This window comes from Mariniflexile jejuense (genome assembly GCF_042675665.1).
Classification (GTDB): Bacteria; Bacteroidota; Bacteroidia; order Flavobacteriales; family Flavobacteriaceae; genus Mariniflexile; species Mariniflexile jejuense.
On record NZ_JBHTJI010000001.1, the window covers coordinates 277,425 to 299,373 of the forward strand.

25 protein-coding genes are annotated in these 21,949 nt (G+C 32.4%); 21 read left to right on the forward strand and 4 right to left on the reverse strand.

Annotated elements, in window-relative coordinates:
* From ACFQ1R_RS01175 to ACFQ1R_RS01235, 13 genes are all read left to right on the forward strand, one after another.
* Positions 1-771 (forward strand): SDR family NAD(P)-dependent oxidoreductase, encoded by a 771-nt coding sequence (locus ACFQ1R_RS01175; protein ID WP_379924262.1) that lies wholly within the window; start codon positions 1-3, stop codon positions 769-771.
* A gap of 88 nt (positions 772-859) precedes the next feature.
* Complete coding sequence (locus ACFQ1R_RS01180) at positions 860-1,675, forward strand: prohibitin family protein (RefSeq protein WP_379924264.1); 816 nt, start codon at positions 860-862, stop codon at positions 1,673-1,675.
* A 327-nt stretch (positions 1,676-2,002) separates the two neighbouring features.
* On the forward strand, positions 2,003-2,860 hold the full coding sequence (hisG, locus tag ACFQ1R_RS01185; RefSeq protein WP_379924265.1) for an ATP phosphoribosyltransferase: 858 nt from the start codon (positions 2,003-2,005) through the stop codon (positions 2,858-2,860).
* A 40-nt stretch (positions 2,861-2,900) separates the two neighbouring features.
* Entirely contained in the window at positions 2,901-4,184 is a 1,284-nt protein-coding gene (gene hisD / locus ACFQ1R_RS01190) for a histidinol dehydrogenase (protein WP_379924266.1), read from the forward strand.
* Positions 4,184-5,227: a histidinol-phosphate transaminase gene (hisC, locus tag ACFQ1R_RS01195; RefSeq protein WP_379924267.1), complete on the forward strand. Its 1,044-nt coding sequence runs from the start codon at positions 4,184-4,186 to the stop codon at positions 5,225-5,227. The genes hisD and hisC overlap by 1 nt, the downstream gene beginning before the upstream one ends.
* A gap of 25 nt (positions 5,228-5,252) precedes the next feature.
* Positions 5,253-5,534, forward strand: a complete 282-nt coding sequence (locus ACFQ1R_RS01200) for a GIY-YIG nuclease family protein (protein WP_379924268.1) — start codon at positions 5,253-5,255, stop codon at positions 5,532-5,534.
* 38 nt (positions 5,535-5,572) lie between these two features.
* Entirely contained in the window at positions 5,573-6,706 is a 1,134-nt protein-coding gene (hisB, locus tag ACFQ1R_RS01205) for a bifunctional histidinol-phosphatase/imidazoleglycerol-phosphate dehydratase HisB (RefSeq protein WP_379924269.1), read from the forward strand.
* Positions 6,707-6,791: 85 nt separating this feature from the next.
* A complete protein-coding gene (gene hisH, locus ACFQ1R_RS01210) occupies positions 6,792-7,385 on the forward strand; it encodes an imidazole glycerol phosphate synthase subunit HisH (RefSeq protein ID WP_379924270.1) in 594 nt (197 codons plus the stop codon).
* A 17-nt stretch (positions 7,386-7,402) separates the two neighbouring features.
* Positions 7,403-7,759, forward strand: coding sequence for a four helix bundle protein (locus ACFQ1R_RS01215; protein WP_379924271.1), 357 nt, complete (start codon positions 7,403-7,405; stop codon positions 7,757-7,759).
* 75 nt (positions 7,760-7,834) lie between these two features.
* Positions 7,835-8,569, forward strand: a complete 735-nt coding sequence (hisA, locus tag ACFQ1R_RS01220) for a 1-(5-phosphoribosyl)-5-[(5-phosphoribosylamino)methylideneamino]imidazole-4-carboxamide isomerase (RefSeq protein ID WP_379924272.1) — start codon at positions 7,835-7,837, stop codon at positions 8,567-8,569.
* A gap of 83 nt (positions 8,570-8,652) precedes the next feature.
* Positions 8,653-9,408 carry an imidazole glycerol phosphate synthase subunit HisF gene (gene hisF, locus ACFQ1R_RS01225; RefSeq protein ID WP_379924273.1) on the forward strand — a complete coding sequence of 252 codons (756 nt, stop codon included), beginning with the start codon at positions 8,653-8,655 and terminating at the stop codon, positions 9,406-9,408.
* A gap of 93 nt (positions 9,409-9,501) precedes the next feature.
* Complete coding sequence (gene hisIE, locus ACFQ1R_RS01230; protein WP_379924274.1) at positions 9,502-10,095, forward strand: bifunctional phosphoribosyl-AMP cyclohydrolase/phosphoribosyl-ATP diphosphatase HisIE; 594 nt, start codon at positions 9,502-9,504, stop codon at positions 10,093-10,095.
* Positions 10,096-10,179: 84 nt separating this feature from the next.
* Positions 10,180-10,833, forward strand: coding sequence for a hypothetical protein (locus tag ACFQ1R_RS01235; RefSeq protein WP_379924275.1), 654 nt, complete (start codon positions 10,180-10,182; stop codon positions 10,831-10,833).
* 122 nt (positions 10,834-10,955) lie between these two features.
* Here the strand turns inward: ACFQ1R_RS01235 and ACFQ1R_RS01240 are convergent, their stop codons facing one another.
* Positions 10,956-11,372, reverse strand: a complete 417-nt coding sequence (locus ACFQ1R_RS01240; protein ID WP_379924276.1) for a hypothetical protein — start codon at positions 11,370-11,372, stop codon at positions 10,956-10,958.
* Positions 11,373-11,470: 98 nt separating this feature from the next.
* On the opposite strand from ACFQ1R_RS01240, the gene ACFQ1R_RS01245 reads away from it, so the two are divergent.
* Positions 11,471-12,247, forward strand: a complete 777-nt coding sequence (locus ACFQ1R_RS01245; protein WP_379924277.1) for a tRNA pseudouridine synthase A — start codon at positions 11,471-11,473, stop codon at positions 12,245-12,247.
* Between the two features lie 85 nt (positions 12,248-12,332).
* A complete protein-coding gene (locus ACFQ1R_RS01250; protein WP_379924278.1) occupies positions 12,333-13,010 on the forward strand; it encodes a DUF2461 domain-containing protein in 678 nt (225 codons plus the stop codon).
* Here the strand turns inward: ACFQ1R_RS01250 and ACFQ1R_RS01255 are convergent.
* Entirely contained in the window at positions 13,003-13,449 is a 447-nt protein-coding gene (locus tag ACFQ1R_RS01255; protein WP_379924279.1) for a hypothetical protein, read from the reverse strand. The two genes, ACFQ1R_RS01250 and ACFQ1R_RS01255, sit on opposite strands and share 8 nt — an antisense overlap.
* An 8-nt stretch (positions 13,450-13,457) precedes the next feature.
* The gene (locus tag ACFQ1R_RS01260; RefSeq protein ID WP_379924280.1) at positions 13,458-13,874 is read right to left on the reverse strand and encodes a glyoxalase; all 417 of its coding nucleotides are present in this window, start codon (positions 13,872-13,874) and stop codon (positions 13,458-13,460) included.
* A gap of 119 nt (positions 13,875-13,993) precedes the next feature.
* Here ACFQ1R_RS01260 and ACFQ1R_RS01265 point away from each other — a divergent pair, with 119 nt between their 5' ends.
* The 6 genes from ACFQ1R_RS01265 (at position 13,994) to leuB (ending at position 20,217) form a co-directional block, all read left to right on the forward strand.
* A complete protein-coding gene (locus ACFQ1R_RS01265; RefSeq protein ID WP_379924281.1) occupies positions 13,994-14,887 on the forward strand; it encodes a DUF72 domain-containing protein in 894 nt (297 codons plus the stop codon).
* A gap of 6 nt (positions 14,888-14,893) precedes the next feature.
* Positions 14,894-15,280, forward strand: a complete 387-nt coding sequence (locus ACFQ1R_RS01270) for an acyl-CoA thioesterase (protein ID WP_379924282.1) — start codon at positions 14,894-14,896, stop codon at positions 15,278-15,280.
* Between the two features lie 222 nt (positions 15,281-15,502).
* Positions 15,503-16,897 carry a 3-isopropylmalate dehydratase large subunit gene (leuC, locus tag ACFQ1R_RS01275; protein ID WP_379924283.1) on the forward strand — a complete coding sequence of 465 codons (1,395 nt, stop codon included), beginning with the start codon at positions 15,503-15,505 and terminating at the stop codon, positions 16,895-16,897.
* A gap of 90 nt (positions 16,898-16,987) precedes the next feature.
* Complete coding sequence (gene leuD / locus ACFQ1R_RS01280) at positions 16,988-17,584, forward strand: 3-isopropylmalate dehydratase small subunit (RefSeq protein WP_379924284.1); 597 nt, start codon at positions 16,988-16,990, stop codon at positions 17,582-17,584.
* Positions 17,585-19,108, forward strand: coding sequence for an alpha-isopropylmalate synthase regulatory domain-containing protein (locus ACFQ1R_RS01285; RefSeq protein WP_379924285.1), 1,524 nt, complete (start codon positions 17,585-17,587; stop codon positions 19,106-19,108).
* 50 nt (positions 19,109-19,158) lie between these two features.
* On the forward strand, positions 19,159-20,217 hold the full coding sequence (gene leuB, locus ACFQ1R_RS01290) for a 3-isopropylmalate dehydrogenase (protein WP_379924286.1): 1,059 nt from the start codon (positions 19,159-19,161) through the stop codon (positions 20,215-20,217).
* A gap of 267 nt (positions 20,218-20,484) precedes the next feature.
* Here the strand turns inward: leuB and ACFQ1R_RS01295 are convergent.
* Positions 20,485-21,949 (reverse strand): T9SS type A sorting domain-containing protein (locus ACFQ1R_RS01295; RefSeq protein WP_379924287.1); only part of this gene is annotated, 1,465 nt, incomplete at its 5' end.

The window sequence follows — 21,949 nt, forward strand, 5'->3', positions numbered from 1 at the left end:
ATGAAAAAAGAAACAAAAACGGCCATAGTAACAGGTTCTTCTTCTGGTGTTGGTGCCGCTTCTTGTATTGAATTTGCTAAACGAGGTTGGAATGTTGTTATAAACTATTCACAAAACAAAGTTGATGCTTACAATTTGGCAGAGGTTTGCAAAAGTTTTGGCGTAAACGCGCTGGTATGTCAAGCAAATGTGGCTGACGAAGACGATTGTAAACGAATGGTAGAAGCTACAATTCATACTTTTAACAGAATTGATGCCTTGGTAAATAATGCTGGAACCACAAAGTATTGCAATTATAACAATTTAGATGGACTTAGTAAAAAAGATTTCCAAGACCTATATGAGGTTAATGTTATTGGAGCTTACCAAATGGTAAAATTAGCAGCACCTTATTTAAAAAAGGCTCATGGTTCTATTGTTAATATTTCTTCAATAAGTGCTATTTCTGGTGTAGGTAGCTCAATAGCTTATGCGGCTTCAAAAGGCGCTTTATCCACAATGACGCTTTCGTTGGCACATGCTTTATCACCAGAGGTTCGAGTTAACGGTATTTGCCCAGGATTTATTCAAACACGATGGACTAAAGGCTTTTTAGGTGAACGCTACGAGTCTGTTAAAGAACATATTGAAAAAGCTTCTCTTATTAATAGAACATCATTACCGGAAGATATTGCTAAAGGCATTATTTATTTAGCTGTAGATGCTAATACAACATCTGGACAAATACTTACCATAGATGGTGGACAATTGGTAAATCAAGGAAAATTGTAAAAGCAGAAAAACAAGAGTCTATTTAAAAACACTTGTCTATAAAGTGCTTTTTATAAAACAATAACAACTAAATTAAAAATATAAAAAAATGGAAAAATTCCCTAAAGTTGCGTTCCCAGCAATCATAGCTGCTATAATATTGATAATTGTACTAGCAAAATCGGCAGTAACCATTGGTTCTGGTGAAGCAGGCGTATTGTATAAAACTTTTGATAAAGGTGTTGTAACCAATGAACCACCATTAGGTGAAGGATTTCATGTTGTAGCACCATGGAATAAGGTTATTGTATATGAAGTACGCCAACAAGAACTTTTTGAAAAAATGAAAGTATTATCATCAAACGGATTGGAAATTCAAATTGACGCATCGGCTTGGTACCAACCCGTTTATAACGATTTAGGAAATTTACATCAATCTTTAGGAGAAAACTATTTACAACGTGTAATTCAACCCGCTATTCGTAGTGCTGCACGTAGTGTTGTTGGTCGCTATACACCAGAACAATTATATTCTAGTAAACGTGATGCTATTCAAGATGAAATATTTTTAGAAACAAAAAAGATTCTTGAAAAACAATATGTACAATTAAACGAAGTTTTAGTACGCGATGTTACATTACCAGGTACTATTAAAGATGCTATTGAACGTAAATTAAAGCAAGAACAAGAATCATTAGAATATGAATTTAGATTAGTTACTGCTGCCAAAGAAGCTGAAAAAGTAATTATTGAAGCTAAAGGTAAAGCAGATGCTAACCGTATTTTAAGTGAATCGTTAACCGATAAAATTTTACAAGATAAAGGCATTGAAGCTACCATAAAACTATCAGAATCATCAAACAGTAAAGTAATAGTTATTGGTTCTGGAAAAAGTGGTATGCCAATAATTTTAGGAAATCAGTAACATATAGAAAAAAATAATTCAACTTTCTTAAAGATATTTTGAATATTAAATAATTAAAATTAGCTATAAATAAATAATACTTAATAGTGATAAGTTTTGTAGCTATTATTTGGAAAAATCAACTTTAATTATAGATATTTGCAAAAGTGAAAAACACAAAACATGAACTTTATTCAATCACATCATCATCATTTTCAAATTTGCTCTCAAGCGAAGTGAAGATGTATTGAATAAAATCAACATATTTTTAAACCCGTTTGAGACAATCAAACGGGTTTTTTAATTTTTAATCCAACTAGATTGTTTCAAACTCATAAAAACAAGACAATGAGTACATTAAGAATTGCAGTACAAAAATCAGGTCGCTTACACGACGAATCTATGGAACTACTTAAAGACATAGGTATTTCCATTGATAATGGCATCGATCAATTAAAAGCATCCGCCAGAAACTTTCCTGTGGAAGTATTTTACCTTAGAAATGGTGATATTCCACAATATTTAAAAGACGGCGTAGTTGATGCTGCTATTATTGGCGAAAATGTGTTAATTGAAAAAGGCAACGGTATCAATATTGCAGAAAAACTAGGTTTTTCGTCATGTCGTGTTTGTATTGCGGTTCCAAAAACCATGGATTATAAAAGTATAAAAGATTTAGATGGTAAACGTATTGCAACATCATACCCAAATACCGTAAAAAATTATTTAGATACACAAGGAATAACTGCTAACCTTCATATTATTAATGGTTCGGTTGAAATTGCACCAAATATAGGATTAGCAGACGCTATAGTTGATATTGTTTCAAGCGGAAGCACATTGTTTAAAAACAATTTAAAAGAGGTTGAAATGATTTTCAAATCGGAAGCCGTTTTAGCAGTTTCGCCTATTTTAGATGCTGAAAAACAAGCGATTTTAGACAAAATTCAGTTTAGAATCAAATCCGTTTTAAAAGGAAGAGAATCTAAATACGTATTACTTAATGCACCAAATGATAAAGTTCAAGCCATTATAGATGTGTTACCAGGTATGAAAAGCCCAACGGTTTTACCTTTGGCGGAAGCAGGCTGGAGTTCAATTCACTCAGTAATAAGTAAAAACGAATTTTGGGATGTTATTGACGATTTAAAAGCTAAAGGTGCACAAGGTATTTTAGTGTGTCCAATAGAAAAAATGGTACTCTAATTAATAATTAACAATATTAATATAGCTTAAGGCTTAGAAAATGCAAATCATTAATAACCCAAATAAAAACGAATGGCGTCAGGTTTTAAAACGACCTACACAAACCGTCGGTGATATTGAAGCTACAGTTATCCAAATTTTTGATGATGTTCTTAAAAATGGTGACGCAGCTATAAAAACATATACATCTAAGTTTGATGGAATTTTAATGGATTCAAATACTGTTACTCCTGAAGAAATTCAGAAAGCAATAAAATTAGTTCCAGAGAAACTTCAAAATGCTATTAAAACTGCTAAGCATAATATAGATGTGTTTCACAAAGCGCAAAAGACTTCTAAAATTGAAGTAGAAACAACAAAAGGCGTACAATGTTGGCAAGAAAAACGTGCAATTCAAAAGGTAGGTTTGTACATCCCAGGAGGTACAGCGCCATTGTTTTCAACTGTTTTAATGCTTGCTGTTCCTGCTCAAATTGCTGGTTGTAAAGAGATTGTATTGTGTTCGCCACCAAATAAACAAGGTGAATTAGCACCAGAAATATTATTTGCAGCCAATTTATGTGGAGTTACTAAAATTATAAAAGTTGGTGGTATTCAAGCCATTGCAGGTTTAACCTTTGGCACGGAAACCATACCGCAAGTGTATAAAATTTTCGGACCAGGAAACCAATTTGTAACGGTTGCAAAACAATTAGCTACAAAACACGGTGTTGCAATCGATATGCCAGCAGGACCAAGTGAATTGCTTGTTGTTGCCGATGAAACTGCAAATGCATCATACATCGCTTCCGATTTGTTAAGTCAAGCAGAACATGGCACTGATAGTCAGGTTATTTTAGTTTCAACTTCACAAACTTTAATTAATGAAGTTTCAAAAGCTGTTGAAAAGCAACTTAACGTACTTCCACGTAAAGCGATTGCTGAAAAAGCGATAGCCAATTCAAAATTAATTTACGTTGAAACTGATGAAATAGCTTTAGATTTAATAAATGAATACGGTCCAGAGCATTTTATTATTTGTTCTAAAAACGAAGCCTTTTATGTTAATAACATTGCCAACGCAGGTTCTGTTTTTATTGGTGATTATACACCAGAAAGTGCTGGTGATTATGCATCGGGAACTAATCACACCTTGCCAACTAATGGCTTTTCAAAAGCCTATTCGGGTGTGAATTTAGATAGTTTTTCTAAAAGTATGACGTTTCAAAAAATATCAAAAGAAGGTATTTTGAATATTGGTGAAACTATAGAATTAATGGCTGAAGCCGAAGGTTTACAAGCACATAAAAACGCAGTTTCTATTCGTTTAAAGGATTTAAAATAATGAATATACAAGATTTAATAAGACCTACCATTAAGGCATTAAAACCTTACTCTTCGGCACGTGATGAATTTCAAGGTGTGACTGATAACATGGTGTTTTTAGACGCTAACGAAAACCCTTTTGAAAATGGTGTAAACCGTTATCCCGATCCGCAACAAGGCAAATTGAAAGTTATGCTTTCTGAAATTAAAGACATTTCAACAAAAAACATTCTTTTAGGAAATGGTAGCGATGAAATTTTAGACCTTATTTTTAGAGCTTTTTGCGAACCGAACCAAGATAACATTGTCATATTGCCTCCAACTTATGGTATGTATGAAGTTTTGGCAAATTTGAACGCTATCGGCATCAAAAAAGTAAATTTAGATGATGCGTTTCAACCTAAAGTTGACGATGTTTTAAATGTTGCTGACATCAATAGTAAGTTACTTTTTATTTGTTCTCCAAATAACCCTTCAGGTAATAGTTTTACTTCAGAAGCTATTGAAAAAATGGTATCTAACTTCAAAGGCATCGTAGTTATTGATGAAGCGTATATTGATTTTTCAACTGAAAAAAGTTGGTTATCTAGATTAAACGAATTTCCTAATTTAATTGTAACGCAAACTTTATCTAAAGCATACGCTATGGCAGGCATCCGCTTAGGAATATGCTATGCTTCCGAAGAAATAATTAAAGTTTTAAATACCATCAAACCGCCTTACAACATTAACGAACTAACACAAAAAAAAGCTATTGAACTGTTGAATGTCAAAGATTTGGCAACCAACCAGATAGCCGATATTTTAAAGGAACGCAGTGCTTTAATTTCAGAATTAAAAGCTATCAGTTATATTTCAAAAATATACCCAACCGATGCTAATTTTGTATTGGTAAAAGTAGATGATGCCAATAAACGCTATAATCAACTTATTGAGAAAGGGATTGTTATTCGTAATAGAACCTCACAACCAGGTTGTGAAAACTCGTTACGTTTAACGGTTGGAACTCCAAAGGAGAATGAGATATTGATAAAAACACTTTTATCGATATCGAAATCCTGAACTTGTTTCAGGAACTTTTAAAATTATGCTAACGTATTATTGCTATATAACATCAAATAAAAATAGAACAGTAATATATATTGGGTATACAGATAATTTGAAACGAAGATTAGTTGAACATTTAAAAGGAACTGGAGCTATATTTACCAAGAAATACAAAGCAACAGATTTAGTTAATTTTGAAACATTTAACAGTAAAAAGGAAGCTAAAGAAAGAGAAAGTCAATTAAAAAATTGGCATAAAGAATGGAAATGGAATTTGATGAAAAAATCAAATCTAAATTTATTAACATTAGAGATTAATTAGACCCTGAAATAAATTCAGGGTTGCTTAATAAATTAAGCATGAAAAAAGTATTATTTATAGACCGCGACGGGACATTAATTAAAGAGCCAGCAGATGAGCAGGTTGATTCTTTTGAAAAACTAATATTTTACCCTAAAGTATTTCAGTTTTTAGGTAAAATTTGTAAAGAATTAGATTATGAAATTATCATGGTTACTAACCAAGATGGTTTAGGAACGCCTGATAATCCTTCAGAAAAATTTTGGCCTATTCACAATTTTGTTATCAACACCTTTAAAAATGAAGGTATTGAATTTAAAGAGGTTTATATTGACGAAACCTATGCCAAAGATAATGCTCCAACACGCAAACCTAATACGGGTTTATTAACTAAGTTTTTTTCTGAAGATTATGATTTGAAAAATTCTTTCGTTATTGGTGATAGACTTACAGACATTGAATTAGCAAAAAATTTAGGTTCTAAAGGTATTTTTATTAATGATGAAACCAATTTAGGAACTAACGAAATTACAGTAAAGCGAGAAGAATTAAACCCATATATAGCTCTTGAAAGTAATGATTGGGAAGCAATATACAACTTCTTAAAACTTGAAGATCGGGTTCAAGAAATAACACGTAACACCAATGAAACTCAGATTTATATAAAATTAAATTTAGATGGTTCTGGTAAAAATGATATTGATACTGGATTATCATTTTTTGATCATATGCTCGATCAAATTGGTCGTCATGGCGCCATGGATTTAACTGTAAAAGTAAATGGTGATTTAGAAGTTGACGAACACCATACCATTGAAGACACCATGATTGCCATGGGCGAATTATTCAATAAAGCTTTGGGTAATAAATTAGGCATAGAACGCTATGGCTTTTGTTTACCAATGGATGATTGTTTAGCACAAGTAGCAGTAGATTTTGGTGGAAGAAATTGGCTAGAATGGGATGCAGAATTTAAACGTGAAAAAATAGGGGATATGCCAACGGAAATGTTTTATCACTTATTTAAATCGTTTACCGATGGTGCTAAATGTAATTTAAACATAAAAGCAGAAGGCACAAACGAACACCATAAAATAGAAGGCATTTTTAAAGCCTTTGCAAAAGCTATGAAAATGGCGGTAAAAAGAGATTCTAACAAAATGTTTTTACCAAGCACTAAAGGAGTATTGTAAAGTACAATATTAAATATTAGAAGTTAAAGTTTTGAAATGACAATAAACTTTCAACTTCCAATATCTAACTTTTAATATTAAAAAATTGAAACTAGTAATAATTAATTACGGCGCAGGAAACATAAAAAGCATACAATTCGCATTCAAACGTTTGGGAATTGATGCTGTTTTATCTGACAATCCAGAGGAAATTTTAGCTGCCGATAAAATTATTTTTCCAGGTGTAGGTGAAGCAAGTTCTGCAATGAGGATGCTTAAAGAAACAGGGTTAGATATTTTGATTCCACAATTAAAACAACCTGTTTTGGGTATTTGTTTAGGTATGCAATTACTGTGTGAATACACCGAAGAAGGCAATACAACCGGATTGGGTATTTTTAAAACCAAAGTAAAACGCTTTAAAAATGAGGTAAAAGTACCACAGATGGGTTGGAATGTTATTAAAGATTTAAAATCAGACTTGTTTAAAGGTATCAAAGAAAACGAATATATGTATTTGGTGCATAGTTATTATGCTGAACACTGCCAAGAAACCATTGCCACAACCGATTATGGTTTAAATTACGCATCAGCATTACAACATAAAAACTTTTACGGTGTACAATTTCACCCAGAAAAGAGTAGTTTAGCAGGAGAACAAATTTTGAAGAATTTTTTAAAGTTAGAATTTAAAAGTTAGATATTAAAAGTTTTAAAATGAGAAATGAACTGATAGAAAGAACTAAACAATTTGGAATAGATTGTTGGAAGTTTTGTTTTAAGGTTCCTAAATCTCGTGAATATAATGCGTTTGTCAATCAATTAATTAGAAGTTCTAGTTCTGTTGGTGCTAATTATCGAGCTTCTCAGAGAGCAAAATCGACAAGTGATTTTATATATAAACTAAAAATAGTTGAAGAAGAAGTAGATGAAAGTGTACATTGGTTAGAAGTTTTTGAAGAAATACTTTCTGAACATTCAGATGAAATTCTAAAACTTCAAAAGGAAGGAAAAGAACTATTGGCAATTACTGTTGCTTCAATTAATACAGCAAAAAGAAATAATTTAAAATAAGTTAGTGTTTGAAAATTAAAATCTTATTACAGATTGTAACTTCTAATATGTAACTTTTAATATTAAATATTAAAAATGAGAATAATACCAGCCATAGATATTATAGACGGAAAATGTGTTCGTTTAACTAAAGGCGATTACGGAACTAAAAAAATATATAGTGAAAGTCCGCTAGAAATAGCAAAAGCTTTTGAAGGTTCGGGCATTGAATATTTACATTTAGTAGATTTAGATGGAGCCAAAGCACAACATATTGTAAACTATAAAGTGCTGGAGCAAATCTCATCAAAAACCAGTCTTAAAATTGATTTTGGTGGTGGTTTAAAAACCAATGAAGATTTACATATTGCATTCAATTCTGGTGCAAAACAAATTACTGGAGGCAGTATTGCAGTAAAAGACCCGAAAACATTTGAAGGTTGGATATCAAAATATGGAGCAGCCAAAATTATTTTAGGAGCCGATAGCGATCATGGAAAAATATCGATAAGTGGTTGGATGGAGCAAAGTAAAGAAGACGTGATTCCTTTTATAAAATCATATCAAAAGAAAAGTATTCAATATGTAATTTGTACCGATATTTCTAAAGATGGTATGCTTGAAGGCCCTTCCGTAGAACTTTACAAACAAATCATTTCAGAATGTACAAATAGCAGTAATGGGCAATCCATAAAACTAATAGCCTCAGGAGGTATTTCTTGTATTGATGAACTTCCTGTTTTAAAAGAAATTGGTTGTGAAGGTGTTATTATAGGAAAAGCTATTTATGAAAATAGAATAACGCTTAAGCAACTAGAAAAATTTGTGTAAAATAATAAGTATAATATCAAATATTAGAAGTAAAAAGTAGAGAATAAAATCAACTTTTTACTTTTAACTTTTAACTTTGAAAAATGTTAACAAAACGAATCATACCTTGTTTAGATATTAAAAACGGACGTACCGTAAAAGGTGTTAATTTTGTCGATCTACGCGATGCTGGCGATCCAGTTGAATTAGCTAAACAATACGCAGACATAGGTGCTGATGAATTGGTTTTTTTAGATATTTCTGCAACGTTAGAAGCGCGAGCAACAACTTTAGATATGGTAATGCATGTTGCTGAACAAGTAAATATTCCGTTTACAGTTGGTGGCGGTATCTCATCTGTAGAACATGTTGATGCATTGCTACAATGTGGTGCCGATAAGGTTTCTATTAATTCTTCAGCAGTAAAACGTCCAGAATTAGTCAATGAATTAGCCGACAAATTTGGAAGTCAATGTGTTGTGGTTGCTATTGATGCTAAACAAATTGACGGCCATTGGAAAGTGCATTTAGCTGGCGGAAGTATTCCAACCCATATCGATTTATTTGAATGGGCAAAAGAAGTTGAAGAACGTGGTGCAGGTGAAATTTTGTTTACATCTATGGATCATGATGGCACTAAAAACGGATTTGCAAATGAAGCATTGGCTAAATTATCTAAAACTTTAAATATCCCAATTATAGCATCAGGTGGTGCAGGAACCGTTCAACATTTTGTTGATACATTTAAAGAAGGAAAAGCGGATGCTGCTTTGGCTGCTAGTGTATTTCATTTTGGTGAAATCCCTATTCCTGAGCTAAAAAAAGAATTAAAAAAACACAATATTGAAGTACGATTGTAACGTCATTACGAGGAAGAATGACGAAGTAATCTCATTAAATAATAAGATTGCCACAGCAAATTATCATTTGCTTCGCAATGACACTAGATAATTATGGATATTAAATACGATACTAACGGACTCGTTCCCGCAATTATTCAAGACGCCACAACAAAAAATGTACTAATGTTGGGGTATATGAATGAAGAAGCTTATAAAAAAACCTTAGAAACCAAACAGGTTACTTTTTTTAGCCGAAGCAAACAACGCTTATGGACAAAAGGTGAGGAAAGTGGTAATTTTTTAAACCTAGTTTCTATCAAAAATGATTGTGATAACGATACGTTATTGGTTCAAGTAAATCCGGTTGGTCCAACCTGCCATAAAGGAACGGATACCTGTTGGGCAGAAGAAAACAAATCAAATTACGGTTTCTTTTCAACCTTAGAAAATGTGATTACAGAACGTGTTGCAAATAAAGATACCAACAAATCGTATGTAGCGAGTTTATTCGAAAAAGGCATCAATAAAATTGCCCAAAAAGTAGGTGAAGAAGCTGTGGAAACCGTTATTGAAGCCATGGATAACAATGATGAGCTGTTTTTATATGAATCATCCGATTTACTATTTCATTATTTAATGTTATTACAAGCAAAAGGCTTCACTTTAAAAGATATTGAAGCGGAATTAAAGGGAAGACATAAATAGTTGATTTACTAGGTTTACTTTAATTTATATTTATAAATCTTATAACGTTTTTTAATAAAAAAATATTCTTGTATAATTAGGAAGATGAAACTAAAAACAAAGACAAAATATAGTTTATATTTCCTTGTGTTTTTTAACCTGACTGTATTTGGTCAAATTTCGGGTAATTTTAAATTAGATAAAATAACAATTTACGAATATGGAAGTCCATTAAAATCGTGTGAATCAAATTTTATAAATTTATTTGCTAATTGGAGTAAGTGGATAATTAACCACAATGATACCGAATTTTTATCTTATGAATATATAGAAACAATAGAGGATGAAAAATCTAAAGAATATTATTCAAAAAAATTGAATAACATAAATTCATTAGGTAGGAAACTAACAGATATTGTTGAAGAAAAAATTAATGAAATCGATACCATATATACACGAAAATTATGCATTCGTTTATATCCATTGAATTCAATTCCCGAAGAAATGAAGAATATTGCACAAGTCAACAAAAAAAAATACTTTGCGGAATTGGAAGAATATTTAGAAATCATGAATGAGCGATTTAAAAATATTGTAACCCTTGGTGATAAAGTATATAAAATCAAATTAAAAATATGCCAAAAAGAATATGATCATTATGTGATTTGTAGACCTCAAGAAAACAAAATTGTATATGATAATCTTTTTCTAGCAATAAGTGAGTACAGATATCGATTAAATCTTCTATTTCCTAATTAATAATGAGACTCTACACTATTAACTATTAAAATGACAAACAAGTTTGGTGGTAGAAATTTTCAATTAAAATAAACAAAAGGCTTAAGATATTTCTAAAGCCTTTTGTTTTTATTCTAATTTTATTAAGAAATCCAACCTTTTGATAGCGATTTTTTAGAAAACCAAACTAAAAATACAGCAAGTACGATAATGCTAATAGTCATTTCAATACCATCATAATGGCCTTTCATCAATATATATCCCATTTGAATTATTACGGCAATTAAGGACGATAACAATAATGTGTAAGCCCATTTTTTTCTAAGCAAAAGCCCTAACGAACCTAAAAATCCTGAAAATACAGCAATGGCAAAAGCAGCTGTTAACCAACTAGGAAAATTAGTTACCATTTCAAACTGTTCATCGGTTAAGGCAGATCGCCAACTTTCAGTTTGATAGGCTTGCCCTAAATATTGATGAACACCCATAGCATTCCAAAAAAGCGCAATAACGCTTACAATCCAAAACCAAATTGGCGGTTTTACTTTAAAATTTGTCATAATAATTGGTTTTTAGTTAGTAAAAAAGTAATACAAGTTATTAATTTTTTTGTCACAATTAATAAAAAACTTACTTTGCTCGTTCATTAAAAAATATAATGAAGAACTATTTTTACGTTATAACCATTCAATATTTAGGATACAGATTTCATGGTTGGCAAAAGCAACCCGATGTTAAAACTTTGCATTTAATGGTAGATAGAACCTTGAATTTTATACTAGAAGGCAAACCTTTTAAAAGCTTAAGTTCTGGTAGAACAGACGCTATGGTATCGGCAGAATGTGCAGCTTTTGAATTGTTTCTAGCAGAACCTTTAGAAGACCATGATGCGTTTTTAAAATTATTTAACCACAACTTACCACAAGACATTCGCGCATTAACTATCAAAGAAGTTGATGCTAAATTCAACATCATCAACCATTCTAAAATAAAAGAATACTTGTATTTATTCACTTTTGGTGAAAAATGCCATCCATTTTGCGCACCTATTATGACGACCATTTTAGATGATTTAGATATTGATTTGATGAAACAAGGCGCAAAACTTTTTGAAGGTGCACATTATTTTAAATCGTATTGTTTTAAGCCAACCGAAACAGGTATTTATAATCGAGAGATTTTAAAATGCGAATTGGTTGAAAACACCATGTACACAGCCAATTATTTTCCAGAAAAATCATATATTTTAAGAGTAAAAGGAAAAGGTTTTATGCGTAACCAAATACGATTAATGATGGGAACATTGATAGATTTAGGTAAAGGAAAACTAACTTTAGATACAATTAAGCAAAGCTTAGAGCAAGATTGTTTTATTAAATTAGAATACATTGCACCAGCTTCAGGCTTAATTCTTAACAATATAGAATTTGAATAAGAATTGATGTTTTAAATTAAAAAAATAAAACTGTAAGTTCGTAAAAGTTATCAAGCGTTTTAGTAGTTTTAAAAAAATATTGGTTATGAATGTACAAGTTCCTAAAGAAGCTTTAGAGTTTTTTAAAAAATTAGAAAACAATAACAATCGCGATTGGTTTAACGATAATAAAAAAGAATTCAAAGCCATTGAAACGAAAATTAAAGCTATTTACAACACGGTTTTAATTAGTTTAAAAGAACATGACGATGTTGATAAACTTAAACTATTTAGAATTTATCGTGATGTTCGTTTTTCAAAAAATAAAGCGCCTTATAAAACTCATTTTGGAGGTTCATTTCATAGAACCAAACCAAAATTAAGAGGTGGTTATTACTTGCACATTCAACCTAATAACGAAAGTTTTATTGCTACAGGTTTCTGGGAACCTGCACCAGCCGATTTATTGCGTATTAGAAAAGAATTTGAAATGGATGCTACCGAAATGCGAGCCATTTTAAATAACAAAACCTTTAACAGTGTTTGGGGAAATTTTGTGGGCGATGAAGTTAAATCTGCTCCTAAAGGTTTTAGTAAAGACCATGAAAACATCGATTTAATAAAAAAGAAACAATTTATTTTTATTAAAAAATACACTGATGCTGAAGTGCTTAATGAAAACTTTATAGCAGATGTTAATAATGCATTTAAAGCAGTTCGCCCATATTTTAATTATATGAGCGACGTACTTACTACCGATTTAAATGGGGTTTCTATTATATAATTTCTGTAATAACGTATTTATTTTGGTTAAACTCAAAACTAGTGTTTACAGGTTTGTTTATTAATAGTTGTCCAATTGGCGAGTTTACAGAAATAGCATAAAATACAGCATCATCAAGCTCAATTTTCCCAATACTTGTAGAAATGTAAAAACTCATCATATTTGTTTTTACAATACTACCAAGCATGGCTTCTTTGCTTTCTACATTGGTTTTTATGTTACTTAGGTACTCTTTTGTTTTTTTTGCGTCGTTTAAATACGACATGTTTTTTTCTAAATCATTCAATAGTTTACCATGTCCAGCATCGTCGTCTTCCGAACTGCCTTTGTCATTACTGGCAATTGATTCTTTAATTAAATTAATTTCCTCTTTGTAATCATTCATACGTTTATCAACGCGCTCATTACAAATTTGCAATAGTTTCTGTTTTGTAGTCATTAAATGTTTTAAACTGCTTTTAGCACTTCTGGTTGTTCAAAAAGTTGCACATTACTAATCAATCTGTCTTTTACAATTTGCATCATGCGTTTATTTAAAGCCGAAGAATTTTGAATATAAATTAAATATTCTTCTACAGTAAACAAACCTATCACAATGCCTTTTAGTGAGTTACGAAATTTTATATCTTTATTTACTGCGTTTTCAATAAACACTAAACGCTTCTCTAAAGTATAACTATAAAACACCATTTTATGCTTGGCAATATAGTTTTTAAAAACTTCAATAAACAAATCATTTTGCAATTTTATTATTGGACGCAGTACTAAATTTTGAAAACGCTCGTCATTACTCATATTATCGTTAATTGTTGAGCTTAAAATTTCAGGGCGAATGCTTTTTAAGTTGAATTGTCGCGTGTTCATGGTTGAAGAGTTTTTATTAAAATTATAGAATATTAAACTTTAAAAGACTTTGAAACATTTATAGTTGTTAACGGGTTTATTAACATCGTATATTTTTTTATCTTTAAACAAAAAAATAAATGAAGTTTGGAAGTGTTAAAAATCCTGAACAAATAGACTTTACATTACCTAAAGACCATCCAGATACAGCACGTGTTTTAAGCAACTTTAAAGATGATAACTTACCTGAAATTTATGTAGGTTGTGCCAAATGGAATAAGACCGATTTAAAAGGATTTTACCCAAAAGGAACCAAAGATGAATTGGCGTATTATTCAAGTCAATTTAATTCTATTGAATTGAATGCAACGTTTTACCGTATTTTTCCTGCTGAACAATTTGCTTCATGGCACGATAAAACACCTGAAAATTTCAAGTTTTTTCCAAAACTAAACCAGGAAATTAGTCATTGGAAACGCTTGCAAGAAACTAAAGACGTGGTAGAGCACTATTTATACAACGCATCTAATTTAAAAGAAAAATTAGGCACTATCTTTTTACAGATGAATGATAATTTTGCTCCAAAAGATTTTGACCGCGTTATAAATTTTATTGAAGAATGGCCTAAGGAAATACCGCTGGCTATGGAATTTAGGCATACCAATTGGTACAACGATGCTTCTGTTGCAAACGAATTGTATCAACTTTTAGAAGCCAATAATATTTCAAATATTATAGTCGATTCTGCCGGAAGGCGCGATATTATGCATATGCGCTTAACCAACGCCACAGCATTTGTGCGCTACGTAGGTGCAAACCATGCAAGCGATTATAAGCGTTTAGACGATTGGATTGCTCGATTGAAAGAATGGAAAGCACAAGGTGTGAAAGAAATAGATTTTTTCATTCATCAAAACATTGAAAAAGAATCGCCATTGCTTTCTGCCTATTTTATTAGAAAACTGAATGATGAATTGGGATATAATTTGGTTATCCCTAACGGTAATTCAAATGGACAACAAACATTACTATAAATAATTATGAGATTTCACACTAGAAAATGGGTAAAACCCGAAGATTTAAATGCTAACGGAACACTGTTTGGTGGCCGATTATTAGAATGGATAGACGAAGAAGCTGCACTTTATACCATCATACAACTTGAAAACCCTAAAGTGGTTACAAAATACATAAGCGAAATAGATTTTAAAGCATCTGCAAAGCAAGGCGATATTATTGAAATTGGTATTGATGTTGTAAAATTTGGAAAAGCATCATTAACCCTAAGTTGTGAAGTTAGAAATAAAATGACTCGAGAAACCATCATTACGATTTCTAATATTGTTATGGTAAACGTAGGACCAGATGGAAAAGCAAAATCGCATGGCAAAACCCAAATTGAATACGTAGAAGATCGTTTAAAATAGTATTTGCTTTAAAAATTACAACCAATATTGCTATTCTTTTAAAAGATTGTCGGTTTTTTTAGATTCCATTAATAAAACGGCAAAAATAATTATATATAGGTCTTAAAATTTATTATATACATAGTAAAAACAGTAGTTTTTCCTAAATTTGTCAGCCTTTTGGCTAATGGTAGCTTTATTAGCTTAAGCATTCACAAAGATTAAAATTAAATTATACATAATATGAGCAAAACATTGTTTGACAAAGTATGGGATTCACATGTTGTAAGGAAAATTGAAGGAGGTCCAGATGTATTCTTTATAGACCGTCATTTTATTCACGAAGTTACAAGTCCTGTAGCATTTCTTGGTTTAAAAAGTCGCGGTTTAAAAGTATTATATCCAGAACGTACATTTGCAACTGCAGACCATAACACACCAACAATTAACCAACATTTACCAGTTCAAGATCCATTATCTGCTAACCAGTTAAAAGCGTTAGAAGATAACTCAAATGAATACGGTATTAGCCATTGGGGACTTGGTCACCAAAAAAATGGTATTGTACACGTTGTAGGACCAGAAAATGGTATTACATTCCCAGGAGCAACTATTGTTTGTGGCGATTCGCATACCTCTACACATGGTGCTTTTGGCGCTATTGCTTTTGGTATTGGTACTTCAGAGGTTGAAATGGTATTGTCTACACAATGTATCATGCAGCCAAAACCAAAAAAAATGCGCATTAATGTAAATGGGCAATTAGGAAAAGGCGTTACACCAAAAGATGTGGCTTTATACATCATTTCACAGTTATCAACTTCTGGTGCTACAGGTTATTTTGTAGAATATGCAGGTGATGTGTTTGAAAATATGACCATGGAAGGGCGTATGACTGTTTGTAACTTATCTATTGAGATGGGTGCACGTGGTGGTATGATTGCTCCAGACGAAACTACTTTTGCTTACTTAAAAGACAAACCATTATCTCCAAAAGGAGCAGATTGGGATAAAGCTGTTGCACACTGGAAAACACTGAAAACCAATGCAGGTGCTAGTTTTGATAAAGAATTAACTTTTTCTGCTAGTGATATTGAACCTATGATTACCTACGGAACAAATCCAGGTATGGGTATGGGTATTTCAAAAAATATTCCAAATGCTGAAGCTGTAGAAGGTGGCGTTGCTACTTACAAAAAGTCTTTAGAATATATGGGTTACAACGAAAATGATGCGATGATTGGTAAAAAAATCGATTATGTATTCTTAGGAAGTTGTACCAATGGTAGAATTGAAGATTTTAGAGCATTTGCTTCTATTGTAAAAGGAAAGAAAAAAGCAGATCACGTTACAGCTTGGTTAGTACCAGGTTCTCATGAAGTGGAAGCTTTGATTAAAGAAGAAGGTATTTTAGATACGCTTACTGAAGCTGGTTTTGTTTTGAGACAACCAGGTTGTTCAGCGTGTTTAGCGATGAATGATGATAAAGTGCCTGCTGGAAAATATGCGGTAAGTACTTCAAACAGAAACTTTGAAGGTCGTCAAGGTCCAGGTTCTAGAACTTTATTAGCAAGCCCATTAGTAGCTGCTGCAGCTGCTGTAACAGGTGTTGTTACCGATCCTAGAGAATTACTTTAAAGCAATACGCTGTAAGCTTTATGCTGTAGGCAAAAAATACTATAATTATCGGCTTAAAGCATATAGCTTAAAGCCTAAAGCAATATAAAAATGGCATACGATAAATTCACAACATTAACAAGTACAGCGGTTCCATTACCATTAGAAAATGTGGATACCGATCAAATTATACCAGCGCGTTTTTTAAAAGCAACAAAACGTGAAGGTTTTGGCGACAACTTATTTCGTGATTGGAGATATAATAACGACAATTCACCTAAAGAAAGTTTCGTTTTAAATAATCCTATCTATTCCGGAAAAATTTTAGTAGGAGGTAAGAACTTTGGTTCTGGTTCTTCAAGAGAGCATGCTGCTTGGGCGGTTTACGATTATGGTTTCCGTTGTGTAGTATCTAGTTTTTTTGCTGATATTTTTAGAAACAACTGTTTAAATGTTGGTGTATTACCAGTTCAAGTTTCTGCTGAATTTTCAGAAAAAATATTCAATGCTATCTACGATGACCCGAATACGGAAATTGAAGTAAATCTTCCAAATCAAACCATAACTATCAAATCTACTGGCGATCAAGAATCTTTCGAAATCAATAGCTATAAGAAAGAAAACATGCTTAATGGTTTTGATGATATTGATTACTTACAAAACATCAAAGGAGAGATAGAAACATTTGCAAACGGCTTACTATTGTAAATGACTCCTAAAAAAATAGAAATAATGGATACGACATTGCGCGATGGTGAACAAACCTCGGGCGTGTCGTTTTCTGCTTCTGAAAAACTAACCATTGCCAAACTTTTACTTGAAGAATTAAAAGTTGACCGCATTGAAATTGCTTCGGCACGTGTGTCTCAAGGCGAATTTCAAGCAGTAAAAAATGTTACCAATTGGGCAAATGAAAATGGCTTTATTGATAAAGTAGAAGTACTAACTTTTGTTGACAATGGTGTATCCATCAATTGGATGCTTGATGCAGGCGCAAAGGTGCAAAACTTACTTACAAAAGGTTCATTAAATCATTTAACATACCAGCTTAAAAAAACACCTAATCAGCACTTTAAAGAAATAGAAGCTACAATTGCTTTAGCTAAAACCAAAGGTATAGAAACCAATGTGTATTTAGAAGATTGGAGTAATGGCATGCGTAATTCAAAAGATTATGTTTTTGATTTTTTAGCATTTTTAGCAACACAACCTGTTAAGCGTATCATGTTGCCAGATACTTTGGGTATTTTAACACCTGTTGAGTCTTTTGATTTTGTTAAAGAAATAAAAGATACTTATCCAAATTTGCATTTTGATTTTCATGCGCATAATGATTACGATTTAGGTGTAGCTAATGCTGTTTCTAGCTTAAAAGCAGGTGCCGATGGTTTACACCTTACGGTAAATGGCATGGGCGAACGTGCAGGTAATGCACCAATGGGTAGTACTGTTGCTGTTATAAATGATTTTTTACCAGAAATAACAATTGGCGTTAACGAAACATTTTTGTACACCATAAGTAAATTGGTTGAAAACTTTTCAGGTATTATGATTCCTGCAAACAAACCTATTATTGGTGCCAATGTGTTTACTCAAACTGCTGGTATTCATGCAGATGGTGATAATAAAAACAATCTGTATTTTAGCGATTTAATGCCCGAGCGCTTTGGTAGAACTAGAAAATATGCTCTAGGAAAAGCTTCAGGTAAAGCAAATATTCAAAAAAATTTACAAGAATTAGGTTTATCGCTTAATGATGAAGACCTTAAAAAAGTGACCCAACGTATTATTGAATTGGGTGATAAAAAAGAAGTAGTTACCAAAGAAGATTTACCATACATTATATCTGATGTGTTGGATAGTTATTCTTATGTTGAAAAAGTAAAAGTTAACTCGTATGTATTAACACATGCAAAAGGCTTAAAACCTTCAACTACTATTTCTATCACTATAAATGGAGAAACATTTGAGCAAAATGCACAAGGTGACGGACAATTTGATGCGTTTATGAATGCGCTTAGAAGCATTTATATTAACAAGAAAACAGTGTTGCCAGATTTAATTGACTACGCTGTAAGAATTCCTCCTGGAAGTCATTCAGATGCATTGTGTGAAACCATTATTACTTGGAAAAGTCTTGAAAAAGAGTTTAAAACGCGTGGTTTGGATTCCGATCAAACAGTTTCAGCAATTAAAGCCACCGAAAAAATGCTAAATATAATTACGGTTTAGGAATTAAGAATTAATAAAGAATAACAATAAAAAATAGATAATAAATTACTATGAAATTTAATATAGCACTTTTAGCAGGTGACGGCATTGGACCTGAAGTGATTGATCAAGCAGTAAAAGTTAGCGACGCTATTGCTAAAAAATTTGGACATGAAATTACATGGAAACCTGCCTTAACTGGTGCAGCAGCTATTGATGCTGTTGGTGAACCTTACCCAGATGCAACACACGAGGTTTGTTTGGCTTCGGATGCTGTTTTGTTTGGCGCTATTGGTCACCCAAAATATGATAACGACCCTTCTGCGCCTGTTCGTCCAGAACAAGGTTTACTTAAAATGCGTAAAAAATTAGGCTTATTTGCCAATGTGCGTCCTACGTTTACGTTTCCGTCGCTATTAGAAAAATCGCCTTTAAAAAGAGAGCGTATTGAAGGTACTGATTTGGTGTTTTTACGCGAATTAACTGGCGGTATCTACTTTGGTGAAAAAGGTAGAAGAGATGGTGGTGAAACTGCTTTTGATAACTGTGTTTACACCAGAGCAGAAGTACAACGTTTAGCTAAAAAAGGTTTTGAGTTGGCTATGACACGTAGTAAAAAACTATGTTGTGTTGATAAAGCTAACGTATTAGAAACATCTCGTTTATGGAGAGAAACTGTGCAAGCTATGGAGAAAGATTATCCTGAAGTAACGGTTTCTTATGAATTTGTTGATGCGGTTGCGATGCGTTTGGTACAATGGCCAAATAGCTATGATGTGTTAATTACTGAAAACTTATTTGGTGATATTTTAACGGATGAAGCATCTGTAATTTCTGGTTCTATGGGGTTAATGCCATCGGCATCAATGGGTGCTGATATTGCTTTATTTGAACCAATTCATGGATCATACCCACAAGCTACTGGTTTAAACATTGCAAACCCTATGGCAACAGTATTATCGGCAGCTATGATGTTTGAAACTGCTTTTGGTTTACACGAAGAAGGTAAAGCCATAAGAGACGCTGTAAATAAAGCGTTGGCTGAAGGTATTGTTACTGAAGATTTAGCTGATGGCGGTAAAGCTTATGGTACTAAAGAAGTAGGCGATTGGTTAGCGGCTAATATATAAAAAAAATTACATAAATTAAAAAAGGTGGATTCAATTGAATTCACCTTTTTTAATACTCCAAAATTTTGCTATTTGTCTTTTAAACAAAGTTAGCGAACTACTTACTAGGTAACTAAAAATCTCTAATATAACTAGGTTAATACAATTAAGACATTCCAAATTATAAACCCATTGGTTTCCTGATATAAAAATAAAGCGTGAATTCTAAGTTAGAACACACGCTTTTTTACTTTTAGTGTAAAAGCTTATTTTAGAAAATTTTTATACTTATTTTTTAATAATTAATTTTTTTGAAGATGCGTTTATCTTATTTCTAGCTTTTATATAATATACACCTTCACTTAAATCGCCAACATAAATAATTGTTTCAGCATTAATGTTAGCTTTAAATGTTTTAACAGTTTGACCTAATTGATTTATAATTTGAAAATCACCACCTAGAATAGATTTTACATAAATATTTCCATTGCTAGGATTAGGGTACATAGTAAATTTTAATTTATTATCAAATGTATCATTGCTTAATGAGGACACTGTTATGCATACAGATTCAACAACACAACTTGCATTAGTTATTACTACTTTGTAATCACCATTAGTTGTTGCAGTAAAGCTTTGATTTGTTTCATTATTTAATAAGATATTAGGGCACTTGTACCATTGGTACAATACACCTGTTTGATTTGCTGTTAATACTGCAGCATTTTGATTTACAGTGCTATCCATAGCTGTTGGCTCCGTAATTGTAGCAGATGTTATACTTGAACATCCATTGGCATCTGTAACAGTTACACTATAAGTTCCTGCAATTATTCCTGTAATTGTAGCAGTAGTTGCACTATTACTCCATAAATAGGTATAAGGAGCGATTCCACCAGTTGCAGTAACTGCTAAAATTCCATCAGTACCACCATTACAAGTTACGTTAGTTTGGGAAGAAATAGTAGCAGAAACAGATGAAGCTGGTTGTGTTAAAGTAAAACTTTGCGAAGTTGAACAGCCATTAGAATCTGTTACAGTACAAGACCATGTGCCTGCGGTTAAACCAGTAACTGATTTTGTTCCATCTCCTGTTGGGTTACCTGGTGTCCAGTTATAAGTGTATCCACCAGATCCACCAGTTGGTGTATTTACACTAGCTGTACCATTACTACCAGCAAAACAAGATATGTTTGTTTGAGATGCTGGTGTTACTGATATAGCTGAAGGTTGTGTTAAAGTAAAACTTTTTGTAGTAGTACAAGCATTCGCGTCAGTAATTGTTACTGTGTAAACACCAGCACTTAATCCTGTAGCGGTTGCTCCAGTACCACCAGACGGAGCCCATGAATATGTATATCCACCTGCACCACCAGAAGCAGTAACGGTTGCAGAACCATTAGAACCTCCATTACAAGATATATTTGTTTGAGACGTTGCTGTTGCTACTAAAGCCGTAGGCTGTGTTAATGTAAAAGATTGTATTGTTTGACAAGAATTAGCATCCGTTACTGTTACAGTATAAGTTCCAGCAGCAAGACCAGTAGCTGTTGCACTAGTTCCACCAGATGGTGACCAAGTATAGGTATATCCAGGGGTTCCTCCAGAAACACTTACCGTAGCAGAGCCATTAGAACCTCCATTACAAGATATATTTGTTTGAGACGTTGCTGTTGCTACTAAAGCAGTTGGTTGCGTAACTGTAAAACTTTGTGAAGATGAACAGCCATTAGAATCTGTTACAGTACAAGTC

Coding starts and splice junctions, on each gene's coding strand:
- ACFQ1R_RS01175 (WP_379924262.1), top strand. CDS start 1: ATGAAAAAAGAAACAAAAACGGCCATAGTAACAGGTTCTTCTTCTGGT.
- ACFQ1R_RS01180 (WP_379924264.1), top strand. CDS start 860: ATGGAAAAATTCCCTAAAGTTGCGTTCCCAGCAATCATAGCTGCTATA.
- hisG (WP_379924265.1), top strand. CDS start 2,003: ATGAGTACATTAAGAATTGCAGTACAAAAATCAGGTCGCTTACACGAC.
- hisD (WP_379924266.1), top strand. CDS start 2,901: ATGCAAATCATTAATAACCCAAATAAAAACGAATGGCGTCAGGTTTTA.
- hisC (WP_379924267.1), top strand. CDS start 4,184: ATGAATATACAAGATTTAATAAGACCTACCATTAAGGCATTAAAACCT.
- ACFQ1R_RS01200 (WP_379924268.1), top strand. CDS start 5,253: ATGCTAACGTATTATTGCTATATAACATCAAATAAAAATAGAACAGTA.
- hisB (WP_379924269.1), top strand. CDS start 5,573: ATGAAAAAAGTATTATTTATAGACCGCGACGGGACATTAATTAAAGAG.
- ACFQ1R_RS01215 (WP_379924271.1), top strand. CDS start 7,403: ATGAGAAATGAACTGATAGAAAGAACTAAACAATTTGGAATAGATTGT.
- hisA (WP_379924272.1), top strand. CDS start 7,835: ATGAGAATAATACCAGCCATAGATATTATAGACGGAAAATGTGTTCGT.
- hisF (WP_379924273.1), top strand. CDS start 8,653: ATGTTAACAAAACGAATCATACCTTGTTTAGATATTAAAAACGGACGT.
- hisIE (WP_379924274.1), top strand. CDS start 9,502: ATGGATATTAAATACGATACTAACGGACTCGTTCCCGCAATTATTCAA.
- ACFQ1R_RS01235 (WP_379924275.1), top strand. CDS start 10,180: ATGAAACTAAAAACAAAGACAAAATATAGTTTATATTTCCTTGTGTTT.
- ACFQ1R_RS01240 (WP_379924276.1), bottom strand. CDS start 11,372: ATGACAAATTTTAAAGTAAAACCGCCAATTTGGTTTTGGATTGTAAGC.
- ACFQ1R_RS01245 (WP_379924277.1), top strand. CDS start 11,471: ATGAAGAACTATTTTTACGTTATAACCATTCAATATTTAGGATACAGA.
- ACFQ1R_RS01250 (WP_379924278.1), top strand. CDS start 12,333: ATGAATGTACAAGTTCCTAAAGAAGCTTTAGAGTTTTTTAAAAAATTA.
- ACFQ1R_RS01255 (WP_379924279.1), bottom strand. CDS start 13,449: ATGACTACAAAACAGAAACTATTGCAAATTTGTAATGAGCGCGTTGAT.
- ACFQ1R_RS01260 (WP_379924280.1), bottom strand. CDS start 13,874: ATGAACACGCGACAATTCAACTTAAAAAGCATTCGCCCTGAAATTTTA.
- ACFQ1R_RS01265 (WP_379924281.1), top strand. CDS start 13,994: ATGAAGTTTGGAAGTGTTAAAAATCCTGAACAAATAGACTTTACATTA.
- ACFQ1R_RS01270 (WP_379924282.1), top strand. CDS start 14,894: ATGAGATTTCACACTAGAAAATGGGTAAAACCCGAAGATTTAAATGCT.
- leuC (WP_379924283.1), top strand. CDS start 15,503: ATGAGCAAAACATTGTTTGACAAAGTATGGGATTCACATGTTGTAAGG.
- leuD (WP_379924284.1), top strand. CDS start 16,988: ATGGCATACGATAAATTCACAACATTAACAAGTACAGCGGTTCCATTA.
- ACFQ1R_RS01285 (WP_379924285.1), top strand. CDS start 17,585: ATGACTCCTAAAAAAATAGAAATAATGGATACGACATTGCGCGATGGT.
- leuB (WP_379924286.1), top strand. CDS start 19,159: ATGAAATTTAATATAGCACTTTTAGCAGGTGACGGCATTGGACCTGAA.